Annotated in this window: 16 protein-coding genes; 13 read left to right on the top strand and 3 right to left on the bottom strand. The window is 34.8% G+C overall.

Annotated elements, in window-relative coordinates:
- Window positions 1–97: 97 nt before the first annotated feature.
- The 11 genes from BUA53_RS08645 (at window position 98) to BUA53_RS08590 (ending at window position 12,354) form a co-directional block, all read left to right on the top strand.
- Window positions 98–2,557 (top strand): outer membrane beta-barrel protein, encoded by a 2,460-nt coding sequence (locus BUA53_RS08645; protein WP_072834975.1) that lies wholly within the window; start codon window positions 98–100, stop codon window positions 2,555–2,557.
- Window positions 2,558–2,693: 136 nt separating this feature from the next.
- Window positions 2,694–3,185, top strand: a complete 492-nt coding sequence (locus BUA53_RS08640) for a YajQ family cyclic di-GMP-binding protein (RefSeq protein WP_072834974.1) — start codon at window positions 2,694–2,696, stop codon at window positions 3,183–3,185.
- Between the two features lie 96 nt (window positions 3,186–3,281).
- Window positions 3,282–3,530 carry a type B 50S ribosomal protein L31 gene (locus BUA53_RS08635; protein ID WP_072834973.1) on the top strand — a complete coding sequence of 83 codons (249 nt, stop codon included), beginning with the start codon at window positions 3,282–3,284 and terminating at the stop codon, window positions 3,528–3,530.
- 98 nt (window positions 3,531–3,628) lie between these two features.
- Window positions 3,629–4,804 (top strand): putative sugar nucleotidyl transferase, encoded by a 1,176-nt coding sequence (locus BUA53_RS08630; RefSeq protein WP_072834972.1) that lies wholly within the window; start codon window positions 3,629–3,631, stop codon window positions 4,802–4,804.
- 7 nt (window positions 4,805–4,811) lie between these two features.
- A complete protein-coding gene (gene tpiA, locus BUA53_RS08625; RefSeq protein ID WP_072834971.1) occupies window positions 4,812–5,576 on the top strand; it encodes a triose-phosphate isomerase in 765 nt (254 codons plus the stop codon).
- Window positions 5,577–6,049: 473 nt separating this feature from the next.
- The gene (locus BUA53_RS08615; protein WP_084079935.1) at window positions 6,050–7,312 is read left to right on the top strand and encodes an oligosaccharide flippase family protein; all 1,263 of its coding nucleotides are present in this window, start codon (window positions 6,050–6,052) and stop codon (window positions 7,310–7,312) included.
- Window positions 7,309–8,487: a glycosyltransferase family 4 protein gene (locus tag BUA53_RS08610; protein ID WP_072834968.1), complete on the top strand. Its 1,179-nt coding sequence runs from the start codon at window positions 7,309–7,311 to the stop codon at window positions 8,485–8,487. The genes BUA53_RS08615 and BUA53_RS08610 overlap by 4 nt, the downstream gene beginning before the upstream one ends.
- A 426-nt stretch (window positions 8,488–8,913) precedes the next feature.
- Window positions 8,914–10,080: a sulfatase-like hydrolase/transferase gene (locus tag BUA53_RS08605; RefSeq protein WP_139256389.1), complete on the top strand. Its 1,167-nt coding sequence runs from the start codon at window positions 8,914–8,916 to the stop codon at window positions 10,078–10,080.
- Window positions 10,081–10,217: 137 nt separating this feature from the next.
- Complete coding sequence (rpmI, locus tag BUA53_RS08600; protein ID WP_072834966.1) at window positions 10,218–10,415, top strand: 50S ribosomal protein L35; 198 nt, start codon at window positions 10,218–10,220, stop codon at window positions 10,413–10,415.
- 72 nt (window positions 10,416–10,487) lie between these two features.
- Entirely contained in the window at window positions 10,488–10,832 is a 345-nt protein-coding gene (gene rplT, locus BUA53_RS08595; RefSeq protein WP_072834965.1) for a 50S ribosomal protein L20, read from the top strand.
- Between the two features lie 121 nt (window positions 10,833–10,953).
- Complete coding sequence (locus tag BUA53_RS08590; RefSeq protein ID WP_072834964.1) at window positions 10,954–12,354, top strand: type III PLP-dependent enzyme domain-containing protein; 1,401 nt, start codon at window positions 10,954–10,956, stop codon at window positions 12,352–12,354.
- 48 nt (window positions 12,355–12,402) lie between these two features.
- Here the strand turns inward: BUA53_RS08590 and BUA53_RS08585 are convergent, their stop codons facing one another.
- Window positions 12,403–12,807, bottom strand: a complete 405-nt coding sequence (locus BUA53_RS08585) for a hypothetical protein (RefSeq protein ID WP_072834963.1) — start codon at window positions 12,805–12,807, stop codon at window positions 12,403–12,405.
- A gap of 60 nt (window positions 12,808–12,867) precedes the next feature.
- On the opposite strand from BUA53_RS08585, the gene BUA53_RS08580 reads away from it, so the two are divergent.
- Entirely contained in the window at window positions 12,868–13,323 is a 456-nt protein-coding gene (locus BUA53_RS08580; RefSeq protein WP_175546041.1) for a nuclear transport factor 2 family protein, read from the top strand.
- A gap of 3 nt (window positions 13,324–13,326) precedes the next feature.
- On the opposite strand, the gene BUA53_RS08575 is transcribed toward BUA53_RS08580, so the two are convergent.
- Both BUA53_RS08575 and BUA53_RS08570 read right to left on the bottom strand, forming a co-directional pair.
- Window positions 13,327–14,589 (bottom strand): hypothetical protein, encoded by a 1,263-nt coding sequence (locus BUA53_RS08575; protein WP_072834961.1) that lies wholly within the window; start codon window positions 14,587–14,589, stop codon window positions 13,327–13,329.
- A gap of 113 nt (window positions 14,590–14,702) precedes the next feature.
- Window positions 14,703–15,146 (bottom strand): Hsp20/alpha crystallin family protein, encoded by a 444-nt coding sequence (locus tag BUA53_RS08570; RefSeq protein WP_072834960.1) that lies wholly within the window; start codon window positions 15,144–15,146, stop codon window positions 14,703–14,705.
- Between the two features lie 188 nt (window positions 15,147–15,334).
- On the opposite strand from BUA53_RS08570, the gene BUA53_RS08565 reads away from it, so the two are divergent.
- Window positions 15,335–15,751 carry a BrxA/BrxB family bacilliredoxin gene (locus BUA53_RS08565; RefSeq protein ID WP_072834959.1) on the top strand — a complete coding sequence of 139 codons (417 nt, stop codon included), beginning with the start codon at window positions 15,335–15,337 and terminating at the stop codon, window positions 15,749–15,751.
- Window positions 15,752–16,155 lie beyond the last annotated feature (404 nt).

The following is a 16,155-nucleotide window of genomic DNA, read 5'->3' as shown; positions in this document are numbered from 1 at the left end:
ACCCTTTGAAACTTGCTATAGCATTTTGTCATAATTCAATAAACAGGCAATTGTTTTTGATCAACCTTTATTATGGCATACACGAAAACCAAAGATTATGAGATTAATTATTACCAGCTTTCTCGGAATGACATTGCAATTAGCAGCTTTTTCCCAATCGTCATCAGTGATAATAGGAAAAGTTTTGGACAAAGATGGCAAAGCAATTTCAGCTGCCTCAGTGAGTCTGTTAAAAGGATCAGATTCTTCTTTAGTAAAACTGACAATAACTGACAAAGATGGAAAGTATAGTTATGAATCTGTCAAAGAAGGGAAATACCTTGTTGTAGCCAGCTCGATAGGGTATGGTATACGTTACTCAAGCATAATTACTGTAGGTCATGATAATATTGAATTGCCCGGAATAACATTACTGGAAAATACCAGTGACCTCGGAAATATTACTGTATCAGCACAAAGACCTTTTATTGAAACCAAGCTAGATAAAACGGTTGTAAATGTTGAAGCTTCTCCCACAAGTGCCGGATCTACTGCCCTGGATATCCTTGAGAAATCACCTGGCATAATGGTGAATAGCGATGGAGCTATAAGCCTTAGGGGAAAGCAAGGAGTTATAGTATTAATAGATGGTAAGCAAACGTTTTTGTCTCCCAATGACCTTGCGAACCTGCTTAAAAATATGCCTGCTTCTGCCCTGGAGCAGATTGAGATCATGACCAACCCATCTTCTAAATATGATGCTTCAGGAAATTCATGTATAATCAATATCAAAACAAAGAAGGGAAAGAACTCAGGGTTAAATGGAAGCATTATGGTTGGTGCCACCAGCAGTATTTATACATTAAAGGATAAGACTTATTACCTCCCCAAATCTCAAAACAGTATCAATTTTAATTATAAGAAAAATAAGGTCAATTTTTTTGGAAGTTATAATCCCAACTTTTTCAAAGGAAGAAATACCATGAATTTTGAGACCCGTTTTTTAGACGACAATAAAAACATTACGGGTTATAATACCACTGAAACCATTTTTAAGTTTGGGAATAACAATCATACTTTAAAACTTGGCCTTGACTGGTACGCCAATAAAACAAATGTTTTTGGTGTTGTTGTTAGTGGGTTTACATTCATGGGTCATCCCACGCCCACAACAGTTGCAGATCTTACTGATGTAAACCATGTATTGGAGAGCCGGCTGGTATCCAACACAAATAACGATATACAGTTTCAAAATGCCAGCCTTAATCTGAATTGGAAACATAATTTCGATACTGTAGGAAGGGAGTTGACAGCTGATTTTGATTATGTTGTTTACGCCAACACATCGGATATGTTACTTACGACTGAATTTTATAACGGATCGTTGCAACAGACGGGTACTTCGTATTTAAAAGGCCACCTTCCTTCAAACATTGATATCTATACATTCAAGACAGATTATACGCATCCATTAAAGGGAGGTAAATTAGAAGCAGGTATTAAACTTAGCTATGTCAAAAATGATAACCTGGTGAATTATGAAAAGTTGATTAGTGGAAAATGGGAGTCTGACCAAATCAGATCTAATCATTTTATTTACGATGAAAATATTAATGCAGCGTATCTTAATTATAATAAACAAATTAAAAAGTGGACTCTTCAGGCGGGGTTAAGAGTAGAAAATACTATGGCTCATGGAAACCAGGTAATAACAAATCAGAAATTTAAAAGAGATTCTACCAATCTTTTCCCAACTGCTTTTGCCAGTTATGCATTAGATAAGAAAAACAGTTTGACCTTATCTTATGGCCGGCGTATTACACGACCCAATTACCAGGACCTCAATCCATTCACTTATTTTTTAGATACACTTTCTTACAGGCAGGGTAATATTTACTTAAAACCCCAGTTCACTCACAATATTGAGCTGACACATTCTTTTTTGGGTAAATACATCACAACCCTGAATTACAATACTACAAATGATGTAATCTCACAGGTCATTAAACCAGAACCGAATAGTAAGATACGCTATCTGACACCTGATAATGTAGCCAAATTCAATAATGTCGGATTGTCAATAACAACTCCGGTTACATTTGCTAAATGGTTAAACACCAATGTTTTTACTAATGTTTTCAATAATCATTATAAAGGCGTGTATGACAATGTAAAGATTGATATGACTTTTACTTCGTTCATGATAAATATTACGAACAATTTTACTATAAGTAAAGGGTTTACAGCGGAATTAAGTGGTTTTTACAGGCATAAGAATATTAATAGCCTGTCGCTAATGGAACCAATTTATCAAATGACTATTGGAGGACAGAAACAAATTTTAAATGGTAAGGGAACAATTCGTTTAAACATTAGAGACCCCTTTGCCTGGCAAAAATTTGAAGGTTTAAATAAATATGGTTTGATCGATGGCGAATTTCATGTGAGACCGGATATACGCCAGGTTACGGCAACTTTTACCTGGAGATTTGGGAATAATGGTCAAAATAACCCGCCCAGGCGCCGTAATTCCAGTTCGCAGGATGAACAAAGCAGGGTAGGTCAGGGTGGTCAATAATTAATTATTTCTCATGTGCATATTCGGCCCCTTTTTCTAAAGGGGCCTTTTTTAGACCATTTCTGGTTAGCAAATAGGATTTATATGGCATTCCCTTATTATTTTTAACACCAGAAGCAAACAACCCAATTTAATTATGCCATCTTTTGATATTGTAAGTAAAGTTGACGCCCAGGCATTGGATAATGCCGTAAATGTTACCTCCAAAGAGATTACAAACAGATTTGACTTTAAAGGCGCACATGTTGTTATCAATCTTGATAAAAAGGAATATAAATTAAACATTGAGACTGATGATGACATGAAAATGGGCCAATTAATAGATGTGCTTATAAACAGGGCGCATAAACAAGGTATATCTCCAGAGGCATTTGATACCTCAAAAGAGGGATATCAAAGTGGTAAGGCATGGAAAAAAGAAGTTCAGGTACGAAATGGATTAAAACAGGAAGATGCTAAGAAAATTGTTAAGAAAATCAAAGATGCAGGGTTAAAGGTCCAGGCATCCATAAATGATGACGTAGTTAGGGTAACCGGCAAAAAGATCGACGATTTACAGGAAGTGATACAAGCTTCCAAAACCTGGGAACTTGGTATTCCGCTTCAATATGAAAATATGCGTAGTTAAAAATTAACATCTGTACTATTTGGTTGAAATATGAATTAGCTGTACTTTTGCAGCTTCAAATAAGCCAATAATACGTCGTTATTAAATAGAACTATCATGAAAAAAGATCTTCATCCCGCAAATTACCGTTATGTTGTTTTCAAAGATATGAGTAACGGATACAGTTTTTTGAGCCGCTCTACAGCTGCAACAAAAGAAACTGTAAAATGGGAAGACGGGAATGAATACCCTTTGATAAAATTAGAAATCTCTAATACCTCGCATCCTTTCTTTACAGGTAAAAATGTATTGGTAGATACTGCAGGACGTATTGACAAGTTCAAAAAGAAATACGCTAAAAAGTAATATATCGTCTTTAATATATTAAATCCCCTGGTAACCTCCGGGGGATTTTTGTTTGTAATCCTTTCTTTTATGTGAGATATGAAATAACTTCAAATCTTATGAAAAAAATTGTGTTTACGGAAGAATTTTGCCAACCGGAAAATCTTTTTCCTTTTACGCTTACCAGACAAATCCAGGATATCCGGATAGGTATACTTACAATCCGTGAAAAATGGGAAAGATACCTGCAATTGCCATCTTTTGATAAGTTTGAAGATGATTATAAGGATTTGGATCGTTCTCTTAAAATAGATGCAACTATAGATAAGGATATATTATACCTGGTGCATGGAAATGTCTTGCCTACTCCGAAATTAATCAGGCAGGTAAAAAAGTTAAAACACGGGGAATTTATTTCAGTACCTGGAAGAGAAAGTTTTATTTATTGCATTTCTAAAAAAGAGATCGAAGCAGAAAATAAGATCAAAATGTCAAAAGCTGTGGAAATGGAACTTAATCTTACCGAACTGACATTCCCATGGAATATTTTCCAATTGAATAACTTGGCCATTGAGCAGGATTTCGAATTAATAACAAAAGGAAGGAAATCCCAAAAAATATCCTCTAGTAACAAAATTTCAGGATCGGATATTTTTATCGAAAAAGGTGCAAGAGTTGAACATTGTTTTCTGAATGCTGAAGAGGGTTCAATTTATATCGGAAAAGATGTAACAATAATGGAAGGATGTATGCTAAGGGGTCCCATTGCTGTTTGTGAAGGCTCCACAATAAAAATGGGTTCAAAAATTTATGGTGCCACTACGATAGGGCCAAATTGCATAGTAGGAGGAGAAATTAAGAATTCAGTGTTTTTTGGAAATTCAAATAAAGCACATGATGGTTATATAGGTGATTCTGTTATAGGAGAATGGTGCAACCTTGGTGCCGGGACCTCAAATTCCAACCTTAAAAATAATGCATCTCCTGTAATGGTATGGACATCTACGGGTTTGAAAAGTGCAGGATTAAAATGTGGTGTTTTAATGGGAGATTATTCAAGGACTGCAATCAATACTTCTATAAATACAGGAACTGTAATTGGAGTAAGTTGTAACATTGTAGGTAATGGATTGACTCCCAAATTTATACCCAATTTTTCCTGGGGCAGTGATGGTGTCGAAAGATATGAATTGCAAAAAGCTTTTTCTGATATACATGCCTGGAAATCTTTAAAAGACCAATCTATAACCGAAACCGAAAAAAGTCTTTTGAAACATATCTTTGATCATTATTGAATAAAATATGAGAAAACAAATTGCCGCGGCTAATTGGAAAATGAACCTGACATATCAGCTAGGGGAGAAGCTTCTAAATGATATTTTAGAAGCTGAAATTGCAATATCGGATAACCAACAAGTAATATTTGCTGTGCCTTTTCCATATTTAATTATGGCAAAGAGTACAGTAGCACATGAAAAAGGGTATGACATTGCCGCTCAGAATTGTAGTGATAAGAAGAATGGAGCCTACACAGGCGAGGTATCAGTGGAAATGCTTCAATCTGTAGGTATAAAATATATCATTATTGGTCATAGTGAAAGAAGGGAGTATTTCTTTGAAACGAATAAGACATTGGCTGATAAGGTAAATATATGTTTGGAAAATGATATTACGCCCATATTTTGCTGTGGGGAAGCTTTATCTGTCAGGGAAAAGAATGGGCAAAATGATTATGTTCAAAAACAATTGGAAGAGTCTCTATTTCACCTTGACCAGGATAAGATTATCAATGTTGTTATAGCATATGAACCCATTTGGGCTATTGGCACCGGGAAGACAGCTTCTACTCAACAAGCGCAGGAAATGCATCAATATTTAAGGTCGGTGTTAGCAAATAAATACGGTCATGAAATAGCTGACCAAATTTCAATTTTATATGGGGGCAGCGTAAAGGCTAATAATGCCTCGGAATTATTTTCCTGTCCTGATGTTGACGGTGGCCTCGTAGGAGGTGCATCCCTAGTTGCACAGGATTTTATTCAAATAATTAAAGCTTTAAAACAATAAGACCTAATCCGCAATATCAAATCGTAGTGGTTCAGAAGAACCACTTTTTATTGCGGTTTTTAAGACTTCGGTTAATTGTAAATGGCACTTATATATATTCTCTGGTAACAAATAAGCCAATAGTTGTTACTATTCCAACTAATCCATCAAAAATTGTTGTAACTGATGGCTTTCATATAACAAAGCCACTTGAACTTACTTATTCGTATACAAAAACCTACTATTTTAAGGTGGTATGTGGAATAGAAAATGATCAACTTTTAATTGGGACCATAATAGGGGTTGTTATTTATATGATGGGTGTTACCTCTGGATTGATCTTGCTACAGCTAATGAGTATTTCACCGATTATATATTTTTTGTTCCTGTATTATATAAAGAGAAAGGAATTTATTCAAATTAGGCCTGTTTAAGTGAATAATTATACCTACCTATAATTTATATTAATTAACACTATGCTGAGTTTATTTTAGATGCTGCGAACACTGTTTATACGAATGGTTTATATGTCTTTCATGTTTATAGCCGGGCTCATACTAAGTAATATAGCCTTGCCTGAAAGATTTGGTATTATATCATTGCTTATTTTAAACGCCTCATTACTTAGCATTATTACCGGATTAGGAACTGAAAGTATTGTTTTGCACAAGGTAGCCCGGGATAAATGGAAGCTCTTAAAGACTTTACAGTTTGTATGGTATGGAATACTCATACAAATACTTCTGTTTCTGGTTCTTGAGTTTTTAAGTTTACATTTTTTAAATAGGACTTTGCTTTCCAATCAAAATGTCAGTTATTTAGCTATTGATGTATTCTATTTTATTGGATTAGTTCTTAGTGAAAAATACATGATATTGTTGTATTCTTTTAACAGAACGCTTTTAGCGAATATAGCAATGACGTTGGTCGCTATGGCTTATACTATTACACTTGTTTTTCTGTATTATATTATAAAGATGGAGTTCGTGACAGCTTTGTATTGTTTTGCATTACAAAGTTTAGTGCAGGGATTTACTTTGTTTGTGATTTTCCATGTAAAGAACCACAGTCTGGATACTGAAAGGCTTAAACGAAGTGAATTCTTTGCAGCAATTGGATTGTCTTTTATTGTGATGACCACAAATATTATTCAATTAGCTGCTTACAGACTTGATTTTTGGATATTGAAGTATTTCTATAGTAATTATGAAGTTGGTTTGTATGCACAGGCTAACAAATTTGCTAACCTAATCTGGATCATACCCAATGTGCTCGCACAATTATTAATTACCAAATTTTCTTCTATTGAAAAAGGTTTTGTACCTAAAATTTTCAGTACTGCATTTTATCTGAATTTAATGGGCGTCTTTTTTACCATTATTTGTACAAACCTATTCTATTATTTTTACCTGGAACATGAATATCGTTCAGGATTACCTTCTTTCTATATGATGCTTCCTGGTTACTTTTTTTGGGCTTTAGTAATATACATTGCAGCATACTTCTCCTGGGAAGGAAAATTTATTTATAACCTGGTTGGATCAAGCATATGTTTTATTCTCATTTTAATTGCGGATTTAATTTTAATACCTGGTTATGGAATTCAGGGGGCCGCATGGAGTAATACCATCACTTATTCTATTGTATTCGTGGTATATCTTTCTTTTATTAATAAGAACTTTTCTGTTCCCTGGAATGAATTCTTTTTATTGAGAAAAAAAGACTTGTTGAGAATTGTAAAGTTTGTATCTACGTGAAAAAAAATGAACCATATATCTTATGGCTGCCTTCCTGGTATCCAAGTAAAATAGAGCCATATAATGGAGACTTCATTCAAAGACACGCAAAAGCTGCTTCTTTATTTAATAATATTCATGTTATCTATATAATAAAAGATAGTACGGGAATTATTACTAAAACTGTTTCGAAAGAAAATTATGAACTGGGACAATTACAGGAAACTTTAATCTATTACTATATCACTCCAGGGAAATTTAAATTATTACAAAGCTTTAAGTCTATAAAGAAATATGTATCACTTTATTTAAGGGCTATAAAGGAGGTAATCCAAAAAGATGGAAAACCCCAATTGATACATTTGTATATTGCTTATAAAGCAGGATTGCTGGCATTATACACTCATTACAGATATAAAATTCCCTATGTCATCTCAGAACAATGGACTATTTACCTTAAAGAAGCCCGACCCAATTTTTGGAATTTTCCGGTATATAAACAAACACTTATAAAAAAAATATTTGCAAAGGCCTCAGACGTTATGGTGGTATCCAACTATTTAGGGAGTTATTTACATAATACATTTCAGATTCCTAAACCAATACTGATTCCAAATGTAGTAGATGCAAATGTTTTTAGATATGCATTACCCGAAATTCAGAACCTTAACCGGTTTGTACATATCTCCAATCTAAATTATCAAAAGAACCCGGAAGATATAATAAAAGCTTTTGCATTAGTTAAAGAGAAGGGGTACAAATTTGAACTTGATATAATTGGCCCGGAATCAATGGAATTAAAGGGATTGGTTAATTATTATAAAATGACTGAGCATATTCATTTTCACAATGAGATGCCTCAGACTAAACTCGTGAACTTTATACAAGGCTCAAAAGGCCTTATTCTTTTTTCCCGTTATGAAACATTTGGATGCGTTGTAATTGAGGCAAATGCTTGCGGGGTTCCTGTAATTGCCAGTGACATCCCTGTTTTACATGAAAATATTGAGGAAGGGGTTAATGGTATATTCGCTACTAGTGGTGACCCGGTTGACCTGGCTTCCAAGATTGTTCAGGTGATAGAAGGTATACCTCTCTACGATCAGGAACAATTATCAATCTATACACTGCAGAAGTATAGTTTAGAAAATGCAGGAAGACAATTCCATAATTGGTACAATCAAAATTTAAATTAAGACATTTCATATTTCAATTTATAGTTGATGTCATTGAACCTGAATGCCCTACGCAAATTGCAATTTCAAAAGAAAGTATTGTTCTTATTTTTCCTGCCAGTATTCTTTCTTTTACATGCTTACAATGAAAACTTTGGCTTATTGCCATTAAGAGTAATTTCTTATCTTTTCCTTCAATACATACTAATAACCCTCTGCATTCTGGTATTGAGTATTCTATTATTTAAAAATCTGAATAAGGCGGATACCTTCTCTTTTTATATCATTTCTGTGTTTTTTCTCTTTGGTGCATTCCATGATTATTTGCAAGCTTCTTCGCTTTTTTATTTTATCAGTTCTTACTCAATTTTAATCCCGCTGTTTTTGGTTGTAACTATCCTGCTTTTTTTTTATATCAAATTGCGCAAAGACATCAGCACTTTTTCAATGCGATATTTTTACTACCTGGTAACTATATTCTTAATTCTTGAAGTTGGAACTTTCATTTATAATGGTATTACCCATGTGGCCGCCAGCAATAATCTTTCAGGTCCTGATTACCCTAAAACCAATATTAAAAGTTGTGTAAATACCACAAAACCTGATATATTTTTTATTGTATTAGATGGCTATACAAGTTCACAATGTCTAAAAGAAGAATTTAATTACGATAACTCAATCACAGACTCTTTGTTGCTAAATAATCATTTTTTTATTTCTAACTATTCAAAAAGTAATTATAATGTCACTCCATTTTCTTTGTCTTCAACATTGAATTTGGGTTACCTGAAAAGTGGTATAGAAAATACTATGGTAACCACTAAAAAGTTTTTGCAGGCTATGGAAACCCTAAAAACAAATAGGCTGGCAAGGTTTTTAGATGGCCAGGGCTATAGTATCAGAAATTTTGGATGTTTTGATATGGAAATGGCTCCAACGCCAACAGATCCCTACTTTAAAGATCTTTATTATACTCAGGTTGACAACCAGACATTTTTTTCCAGGCTTTGGTCGGATATTGGATGGAATTTTACTTTAAAAAATATTTTTACCGGGAAATTTCAGATCCCTAAAAACTATATTGAGAAAAAATCATATCATCTTTTCCGGAATGATTATAATCTAAAAGGATTGATCAAGGAATTAGGAACGAATTCAGATAAGCCCAGGTTTGTATATACCCATCTTATTATGCCTCATGAGCCTTTTTACCTGGATTCAACCGGCCATTTAGTTTCAGATACTTCCATATTACTAAATAAAATCAATTTTAAAGAAGGGTATTTGGGGCAAGTGAAATATAGCAACCTATTATTAAAAAAAATAGTTGAAAGCATACCATCTTCAAATAATAAAGAAAAAGTTATTATCATAGAAGGTGACCATGGGTTTAGAAATTATGAACCTGATGTGCCGGAATACAAAGTCTTTATGAATTTAAATGCCTATTATTTTTCTGATGGAGATTATTCACAGCTATACAATTCCATTAGCCCGGTTAACAGCTTCAGGGTTGTTTTGAATAAATACTTTTGTCAATCAATGCCTCTTCTAAAGGATAGTAGTGTATTGCTGGTAAATAATATGCTTAAAGACAAAACCAAAAAGCGTTAAATCTATAGTTTTTACCCCATTGTTATTAAATTTTTTCCTACTTTTGCGCCCCGGTTTTCCGGGTATTTCCTAAAGAGGCCCCCTAAGTTTCTCCCTGTGGAGAGCGCCTCAAGGGTTTAACATCAATAATTAACCAAATGCCAAAGGTTAAAACAAACTCCAGTGCCAAAAAAAGATTTAAGGTAACTGGAACTGGGAAGATCACTCACCAGAAATCATTCAAGCGTCACATTCTGACAAAAAAATCCAAAAAACGTAAACGTGCATTAAGAAAAGACGGCGTTGTTGCAAAGGCCAATTTGGACTTTGTAATGCGGTTATTAAGATTAAAGTAATAATTGCCAGGGAAGATACTATGCTTCAATACTGGTTTTAACACTCAACTTAAACAATAAACTTCTTAAAATATGCCACGTTCCGTAAATGCTGTTGCTTCTAAAGCACGCAGAAAAAAGATTTTAAAGCAAGCCAAAGGCTTTTATGGCAAGCGTAAAAATGTATATACCGTTGCCAAAAATGTTGTAGAAAAAGGTATGACCTATGCTTATGTAGGTCGTAAATTAAAGAAAAGAGAATACCGTCGTTTATGGATAGCACGTATCAATGCTGCTGTTCGTGAAGAAGGTTTAACCTATTCTCAGTTCATCAACCTTTTAAGCAAAAAGGAAATTAGCCTGGATCGTAAGGTACTGGCTGATCTTGCAATGAACAATCCTGAAAGCTTCAAAGCCCTGGTTGCCCAGGTTAAATAATGTTATTTGCAATTAAATCTCTAAGGCCGGATGCTAAATGCATTCGGCTTTCTTTTTGTATTCATCATTCTTTTACATTTGTAACACCTATTGTTCAGGAGTTAACCCATTAAACCCATCAATGAACAACTCTTATTTAGACCTTGTACAACAAACATTTAACTTTCCACAGGAAGGATTAGAAGTAAAAAACGGATACCTGCAATTTAATGGCCTTGATATTAAGGCTTTAATAGATAAGTATGGTACGCCAATGAAATTGACCTATTTACCAAAAATTGGTATGCAGATCAATAAGGCAAAAGATATGTTTGCGAAAGCCATAAAGAAACATAAGTACGAAGGGGAATACTTTTATTGTTACTGCACTAAAAGCTCCCATTTTAGTTTCATTGTAGAAGAGGCCTTGCAGCATAATATCCATCTTGAAACTTCCTATGCGTATGATATTGAGATCATCAAGAAACTCTATGAAAAAAAGAAGATCAATAAGGACATCTTTATCATTTGCAATGGCTTTAAACAAAAAGGATATACCCGAAGAATTGCGCAATTGATCAATGGAGGATTTAAGAATGTAATTCCTATACTTGATAATAAAGAGGAGCTCCTGGCTTATAAGCGTTCGGTAAAGCATCCCTTTAAATTAGGAATCCGTGTTGCTGCCGAGGAAGAACCTACTTTTCCATTCTATACCTCCCGACTTGGTATAAGGGCAAAAGATATTCTCGAGTTTTATGTTGACAATATAGAAGGATACGAGGACAAGTTCCAGTTAAAAATGCTTCATATCTTTTTAAATAAAGGAATTAAAGACGATATCTATTACTGGTCTGAGCTGAATAAGATCATAAATCTGTATTGCCAGCTTAAAAAGATTTGTCCCGAGCTTGATTCTTTAAATATAGGTGGTGGTTTCCCGATAAAACACTCACTTGGTTTTGAATATGATTACCAGTTCATGATCAATGAGATCATAGGTAATATTAAGGCTGCCTGTAAAAGAAATAAGGTGCCTATGCCTAACATCTATACCGAATTTGGAAGTTTTACTGTAGGGGAGAGCATGGCCCATATCTATAGTGTAATAGGCCAGAAAGCTCAAAATGACAGGGAAACCTGGTATATGATAGATTCATCGTTCATTACTACTTTGCCAGATACATGGGGCATTGGAGAAAAGTTCCTTATGTTGCCTATCAATAAATGGGACCAGGATTACCAAAGAGTTGTTTTGGGCGGAATAACCTGCGATAGCCATGATTATTATGACTCTGAGGAACATATAAACGAAGTATTTCTGCCTAAGCCAAATGGCGAGGAGCCACTTTATGTAGGTTTTTTCCATACCGGAGCTTACCAGGACCAGATCAGTGGATACGGGGGTATTAAACATTGCCTCATTCCTTCTCCCAAGCATATCATTATTGAACATGATAAAAATGGTAAGTTAATAGACTGGGTATATGCTAAAGAGCAGTCTGCTCAAAGTATGCTCAAGATCTTAGGTTATATTAAATAAAAGAAAACCCCGTAAAACGGGGTTTTCTTTTATTAAAAGCTTTTAAGTTTAATTACCTAAAACTTTATTGCGGGCCTCAGATCTTTTCTTTTCCCAATCTTTCCTTTGTTGCTCTGTGGGTTGTTGATTAGTAGTAGTGTTTGATGGATAATTATAACCATTATTATTTCTTGAATAAACCCTGTTACGGCTGTAATTTCTGTTATAACGATTATAGTTATTATAACCAGAGGAATAGCCATAGGGGCTTACCTGGTAATACCTGCCTGTATATGGATCTTTTTCCAGAACTATAGTGCCATTATAGCCATCGTCCACATAAATCCTGTTTGGTGTTCTGTCGTTTGTTGTATAATATTCATCATCATAACCGCTGTTTAGGGTAGTACAACTTGCTCCCGCAACCACTAAGAGGATTAGAATGACCGCCGATAAAAAATTGAAACGTTTCATGATGTGTTGTTTTACCTTAATGTTCAATTTTGCAGCCAAAAAATGATAAGGAAATCTTATATGAAGCTTATTTATATAGTATTAACATTCTTATGTTCCAGCATAGTTTGCAAGGCACAGGATGATGAAATTGTAGCTATAAAACAGACCATTAACAACTTGTTTGAAGGCATGCGAAAATCGGATACATCATTGCTTCGCTCGGCCTTTTCAGAAGGTGCTATCATGCAAACTGTTAACAAAAACCAGGATGGAATTGTGACCATCCAAACAGAACCGCTTGATTCATTTATACATCTTATTGCAAGGCCACATTCAGTTATTTATGATGAGCGTATCACCTTTGATGTGATTAAAGTAGATAATGAGCTGGCCATTGCCTGGACGCCTTATAAATTTTACCTGGGAGAAAAATTTAGCCATTGTGGTGTTGATTCCTACCAATTAGTAAAGATCAAAGGAGTCTGGAAGATCCAGTATTTAATAGATACGAGAAGAAAAGAAAAATGCCTGTAACGTTTACCCTTTCAACCTGTACTTTTTATTAACTTTTGGGCTATTAAAGTAACGGTTTAATTCTTCTTCAGTCAGGTCATTGGTTAGTTCAATGGGCACGTCTATCAATTGCATCTGTACCTGGCGAAGTTCCTCTTTTAGTTTACCTGTTTTTTTAGTTAAATCCGGATCCTTGCTTCCCAAAGCAATGTTATCCTGCCTTATATATTCCAGCCTTTTAATAGAAGCGCGGATCTGGGCTGCCTGGTTTTGATCTACTACCTTGCTTGGAACAGAAGCTTCTTTTATAGGTACTAATGCCAATCCAACACTTGGAAGCACCTTCCCGGTTTTTTGGGCATTATCATTACTCGATGTAGAAAGTATGGTTCCAGTTAAGGATGTAGTGGCAGATGTTAAATCAAAGGTAATACGGGCTGTCTTCGTTTTCTTTAGCTTCTTATCCAGTTGTAGAAAAGTGTATTTCAGTTTCATAATGTACTGATCAACATTTTTCGTTGTCTGGGTATATTCTTCCATTGCCAGTGGATAATTCAAGGCATCTTTAACAATGAACTTCACTACTGCAGTGTCTCTTACATTGAATTTGTTCGTGCCTATGAAATATACCAAAACTGTTTTTGACTTTGCAGTATCAGATTCTTTTGCCACATCATAGGAAGGAGTCCATTTAAACTCATCACCGCAATCCTGGACATTGGTATAGTTACTTATTGGTACACTTGTGAGTGTTATTATATTTTCAATTGGATAGCTTCCTGTTTCACAAACTACTTTAAAACTTGCAGTTTCCCCTTCATCTATCCATACAGGGCCATTTACCGTTGGTTTTACTTTAGAGGGAATGATCTCAGTATTATAAAATACGAGTGTAAAACTTGTGTCTACCTTCTCTTTAGGATCATTCAGGTTTTGCACTCCAATATTGACTTTATAATCAATATCATATTTCAATTTGCCGGAAAGGAAATAGGATTTATCTGCTTTAAAGCTAATGATACCATTATCCTTTTGTATACGTAACCCAACAGGGGCATTTTTTAAATACCAGAAGTAGTTGGCAGGATTCTTATTTATCTGAAGCTGGTAGGTTAACGTAGAATCAACATGGATAGTAAAATAAGGATTCAGATCAATGATCCTTAATGAAGAATCAGGATGAAACACCCGCATGGAGTCAGGATGTATAACCTGTGAACTATCCTGGGCCTGGGAAAAATGAATAAAGAACAGTGCGTATATACAAAGGGTCAATGATTTCTTCATGTCGCTACGAATCTGTTTAAGGCTTGCAATATTAAACAATAAAAGAAAACCCTCCGTGGAAACGGAGGGCGTAAACCAAAACCAACTGCTTATGAGAAAAATATTTAATTGTTTTATTGAATATTTATTTGTTTTACTTCTTCTTTGACTATAGCCTTTTTGGGTAAGTTTAAAAGCAAAACACCATTAACATATTTTGCTGCTATGTTATCAGCATCTATAGTTTCTTCAACTGTAAAAGAGCGTTCAAAAGACTGGTTCGTATACTCCTTCCTGATATATTTTTCAGTATTTGTTTCAGGGGCCGCATTCTTTTCGGCAGAAACAGAAAGGATATTTTTATCCAGTTTAATTTTAAAATCCTGTTTTTCAAATCCCGGGGCTATAAGCTCCATTTCATACCAGGTTTCTGTTTCCTTAATGTTAACCGGCGTTTTTTGATTTGCACTTGAAACAAAATCCTGTTTGTATAAAGACGATAAAGGAGAAGAAAGGCCGTCCATTAAATTGTTAAAGCCTGTGAATCCTGGTTTGCTATGTAATCTTACTAGTGTCATAAAATATTTGTTTCAGTTTTAAGTAAAATAATTTTAATGAACATTGATGTTCAAACAGTATTCCAACGAAAGAAAATGAATATTTATCTGCCTTTATGTCGTAAGCTTGCAAATTTGTCTGACAAAATGATCTTTTTATAACAATTCATGTCACCTGAACTTCCCTAACTTTGCAAAAAAATTTAAACATGTATCCAATAGAAATAGTTCAACCAATGAAGGAAGAGCTGACAGATAATGGGTTTAAGGAGCTTCTTTCAAAAGATGAAGTTGAAAATCAACTAAATCAATCCGGTACCACTTTAGTAGTAATCAATTCTGTTTGCGGTTGCTCTGCTGGTACTGCTCGCCCCGGTGTATTAATGGCTGTTGCAAATGCATCTAAAAGGCCTGATTTCCTGGCCACCAGCTTTGCTGGATTTGATAATGACGCAGTACAGACATTAAGAACTCATATGATGCCTTATCCTCCTTCTTCACCTTCTGTAGCTTTATTTAAAAATGGCCAGTTGGTACATTTTATTGAGCGCCACCAGATCGAAGGACGGTCAGCACAAATGATCGCCAATAATCTTATCAGCGCTTTTAATGAATTTTGCAATTAATTAGTTTTAAAACTATTGAATGGCTGTCTTTTTAGACGGCCATTTTTGTTTTAAAACATGGCTAAGGGTAAAATGAGCCCAGTCACCGGTTTTCTTATACTTACCATATATCTGAGCCCTACCTACTTCCTATCTGCGGTATAGATACTCCGTGCCCGCACGGAGTATCTATACCTTTACTATACAGGAGGTAGGGCGTTCCTATGCCTTAATATGGCAGGAAACCTGGCTTATCCTAAGTTCTTAAGCTGGTGATCAGGAAAAAAGTGGTTGCTCTGGAAGCTCTGAATCTTCAGGAGTTTTCTGGTAACATATATAGGATTTATTCAGTTGGTTGACTTTTAATATTGAAAAGAATAGACTACCCTTTTACCAGTGTCTTTTTTTTAATTCTGTCAATTGCT

Origin of the sequence: Flavisolibacter ginsengisoli DSM 18119 (genome assembly GCF_900129295.1) — a bacterium.
GTDB lineage: Bacteria > Bacteroidota > Bacteroidia > Chitinophagales > Chitinophagaceae > Flavisolibacter > Flavisolibacter ginsengisoli.
The sequence above is the reverse complement of the archived record's forward strand: the minus strand, read 5'-3'. Positions and strand labels throughout refer to the sequence as shown.

Bases quoted from the DNA above. Each gene is read 5' to 3' on its own strand.
- BUA53_RS08645 (WP_072834975.1), top strand. From the start codon at position 98: ATGAGATTAATTATTACCAGCTTTCTCGGAATGACATTGCAATTAGCA.
- BUA53_RS08640 (WP_072834974.1), top strand. From the start codon at position 2,694: ATGCCATCTTTTGATATTGTAAGTAAAGTTGACGCCCAGGCATTGGAT.
- BUA53_RS08635 (WP_072834973.1), top strand. From the start codon at position 3,282: ATGAAAAAAGATCTTCATCCCGCAAATTACCGTTATGTTGTTTTCAAA.
- BUA53_RS08630 (WP_072834972.1), top strand. From the start codon at position 3,629: ATGAAAAAAATTGTGTTTACGGAAGAATTTTGCCAACCGGAAAATCTT.
- tpiA (WP_072834971.1), top strand. From the start codon at position 4,812: ATGAGAAAACAAATTGCCGCGGCTAATTGGAAAATGAACCTGACATAT.
- BUA53_RS08615 (WP_084079935.1), top strand. From the start codon at position 6,050: ATGCTGCGAACACTGTTTATACGAATGGTTTATATGTCTTTCATGTTT.
- BUA53_RS08605 (WP_139256389.1), top strand. From the start codon at position 8,914: ATGCGATATTTTTACTACCTGGTAACTATATTCTTAATTCTTGAAGTT.
- rpmI (WP_072834966.1), top strand. From the start codon at position 10,218: ATGCCAAAGGTTAAAACAAACTCCAGTGCCAAAAAAAGATTTAAGGTA.
- rplT (WP_072834965.1), top strand. From the start codon at position 10,488: ATGCCACGTTCCGTAAATGCTGTTGCTTCTAAAGCACGCAGAAAAAAG.
- BUA53_RS08590 (WP_072834964.1), top strand. From the start codon at position 10,954: ATGAACAACTCTTATTTAGACCTTGTACAACAAACATTTAACTTTCCA.
- BUA53_RS08585 (WP_072834963.1), bottom strand. From the start codon at position 12,807: ATGAAACGTTTCAATTTTTTATCGGCGGTCATTCTAATCCTCTTAGTG.
- BUA53_RS08580 (WP_175546041.1), top strand. From the start codon at position 12,868: ATGAAGCTTATTTATATAGTATTAACATTCTTATGTTCCAGCATAGTT.
- BUA53_RS08575 (WP_072834961.1), bottom strand. From the start codon at position 14,589: ATGAAGAAATCATTGACCCTTTGTATATACGCACTGTTCTTTATTCAT.
- BUA53_RS08570 (WP_072834960.1), bottom strand. From the start codon at position 15,146: ATGACACTAGTAAGATTACATAGCAAACCAGGATTCACAGGCTTTAAC.
- BUA53_RS08565 (WP_072834959.1), top strand. From the start codon at position 15,335: ATGTATCCAATAGAAATAGTTCAACCAATGAAGGAAGAGCTGACAGAT.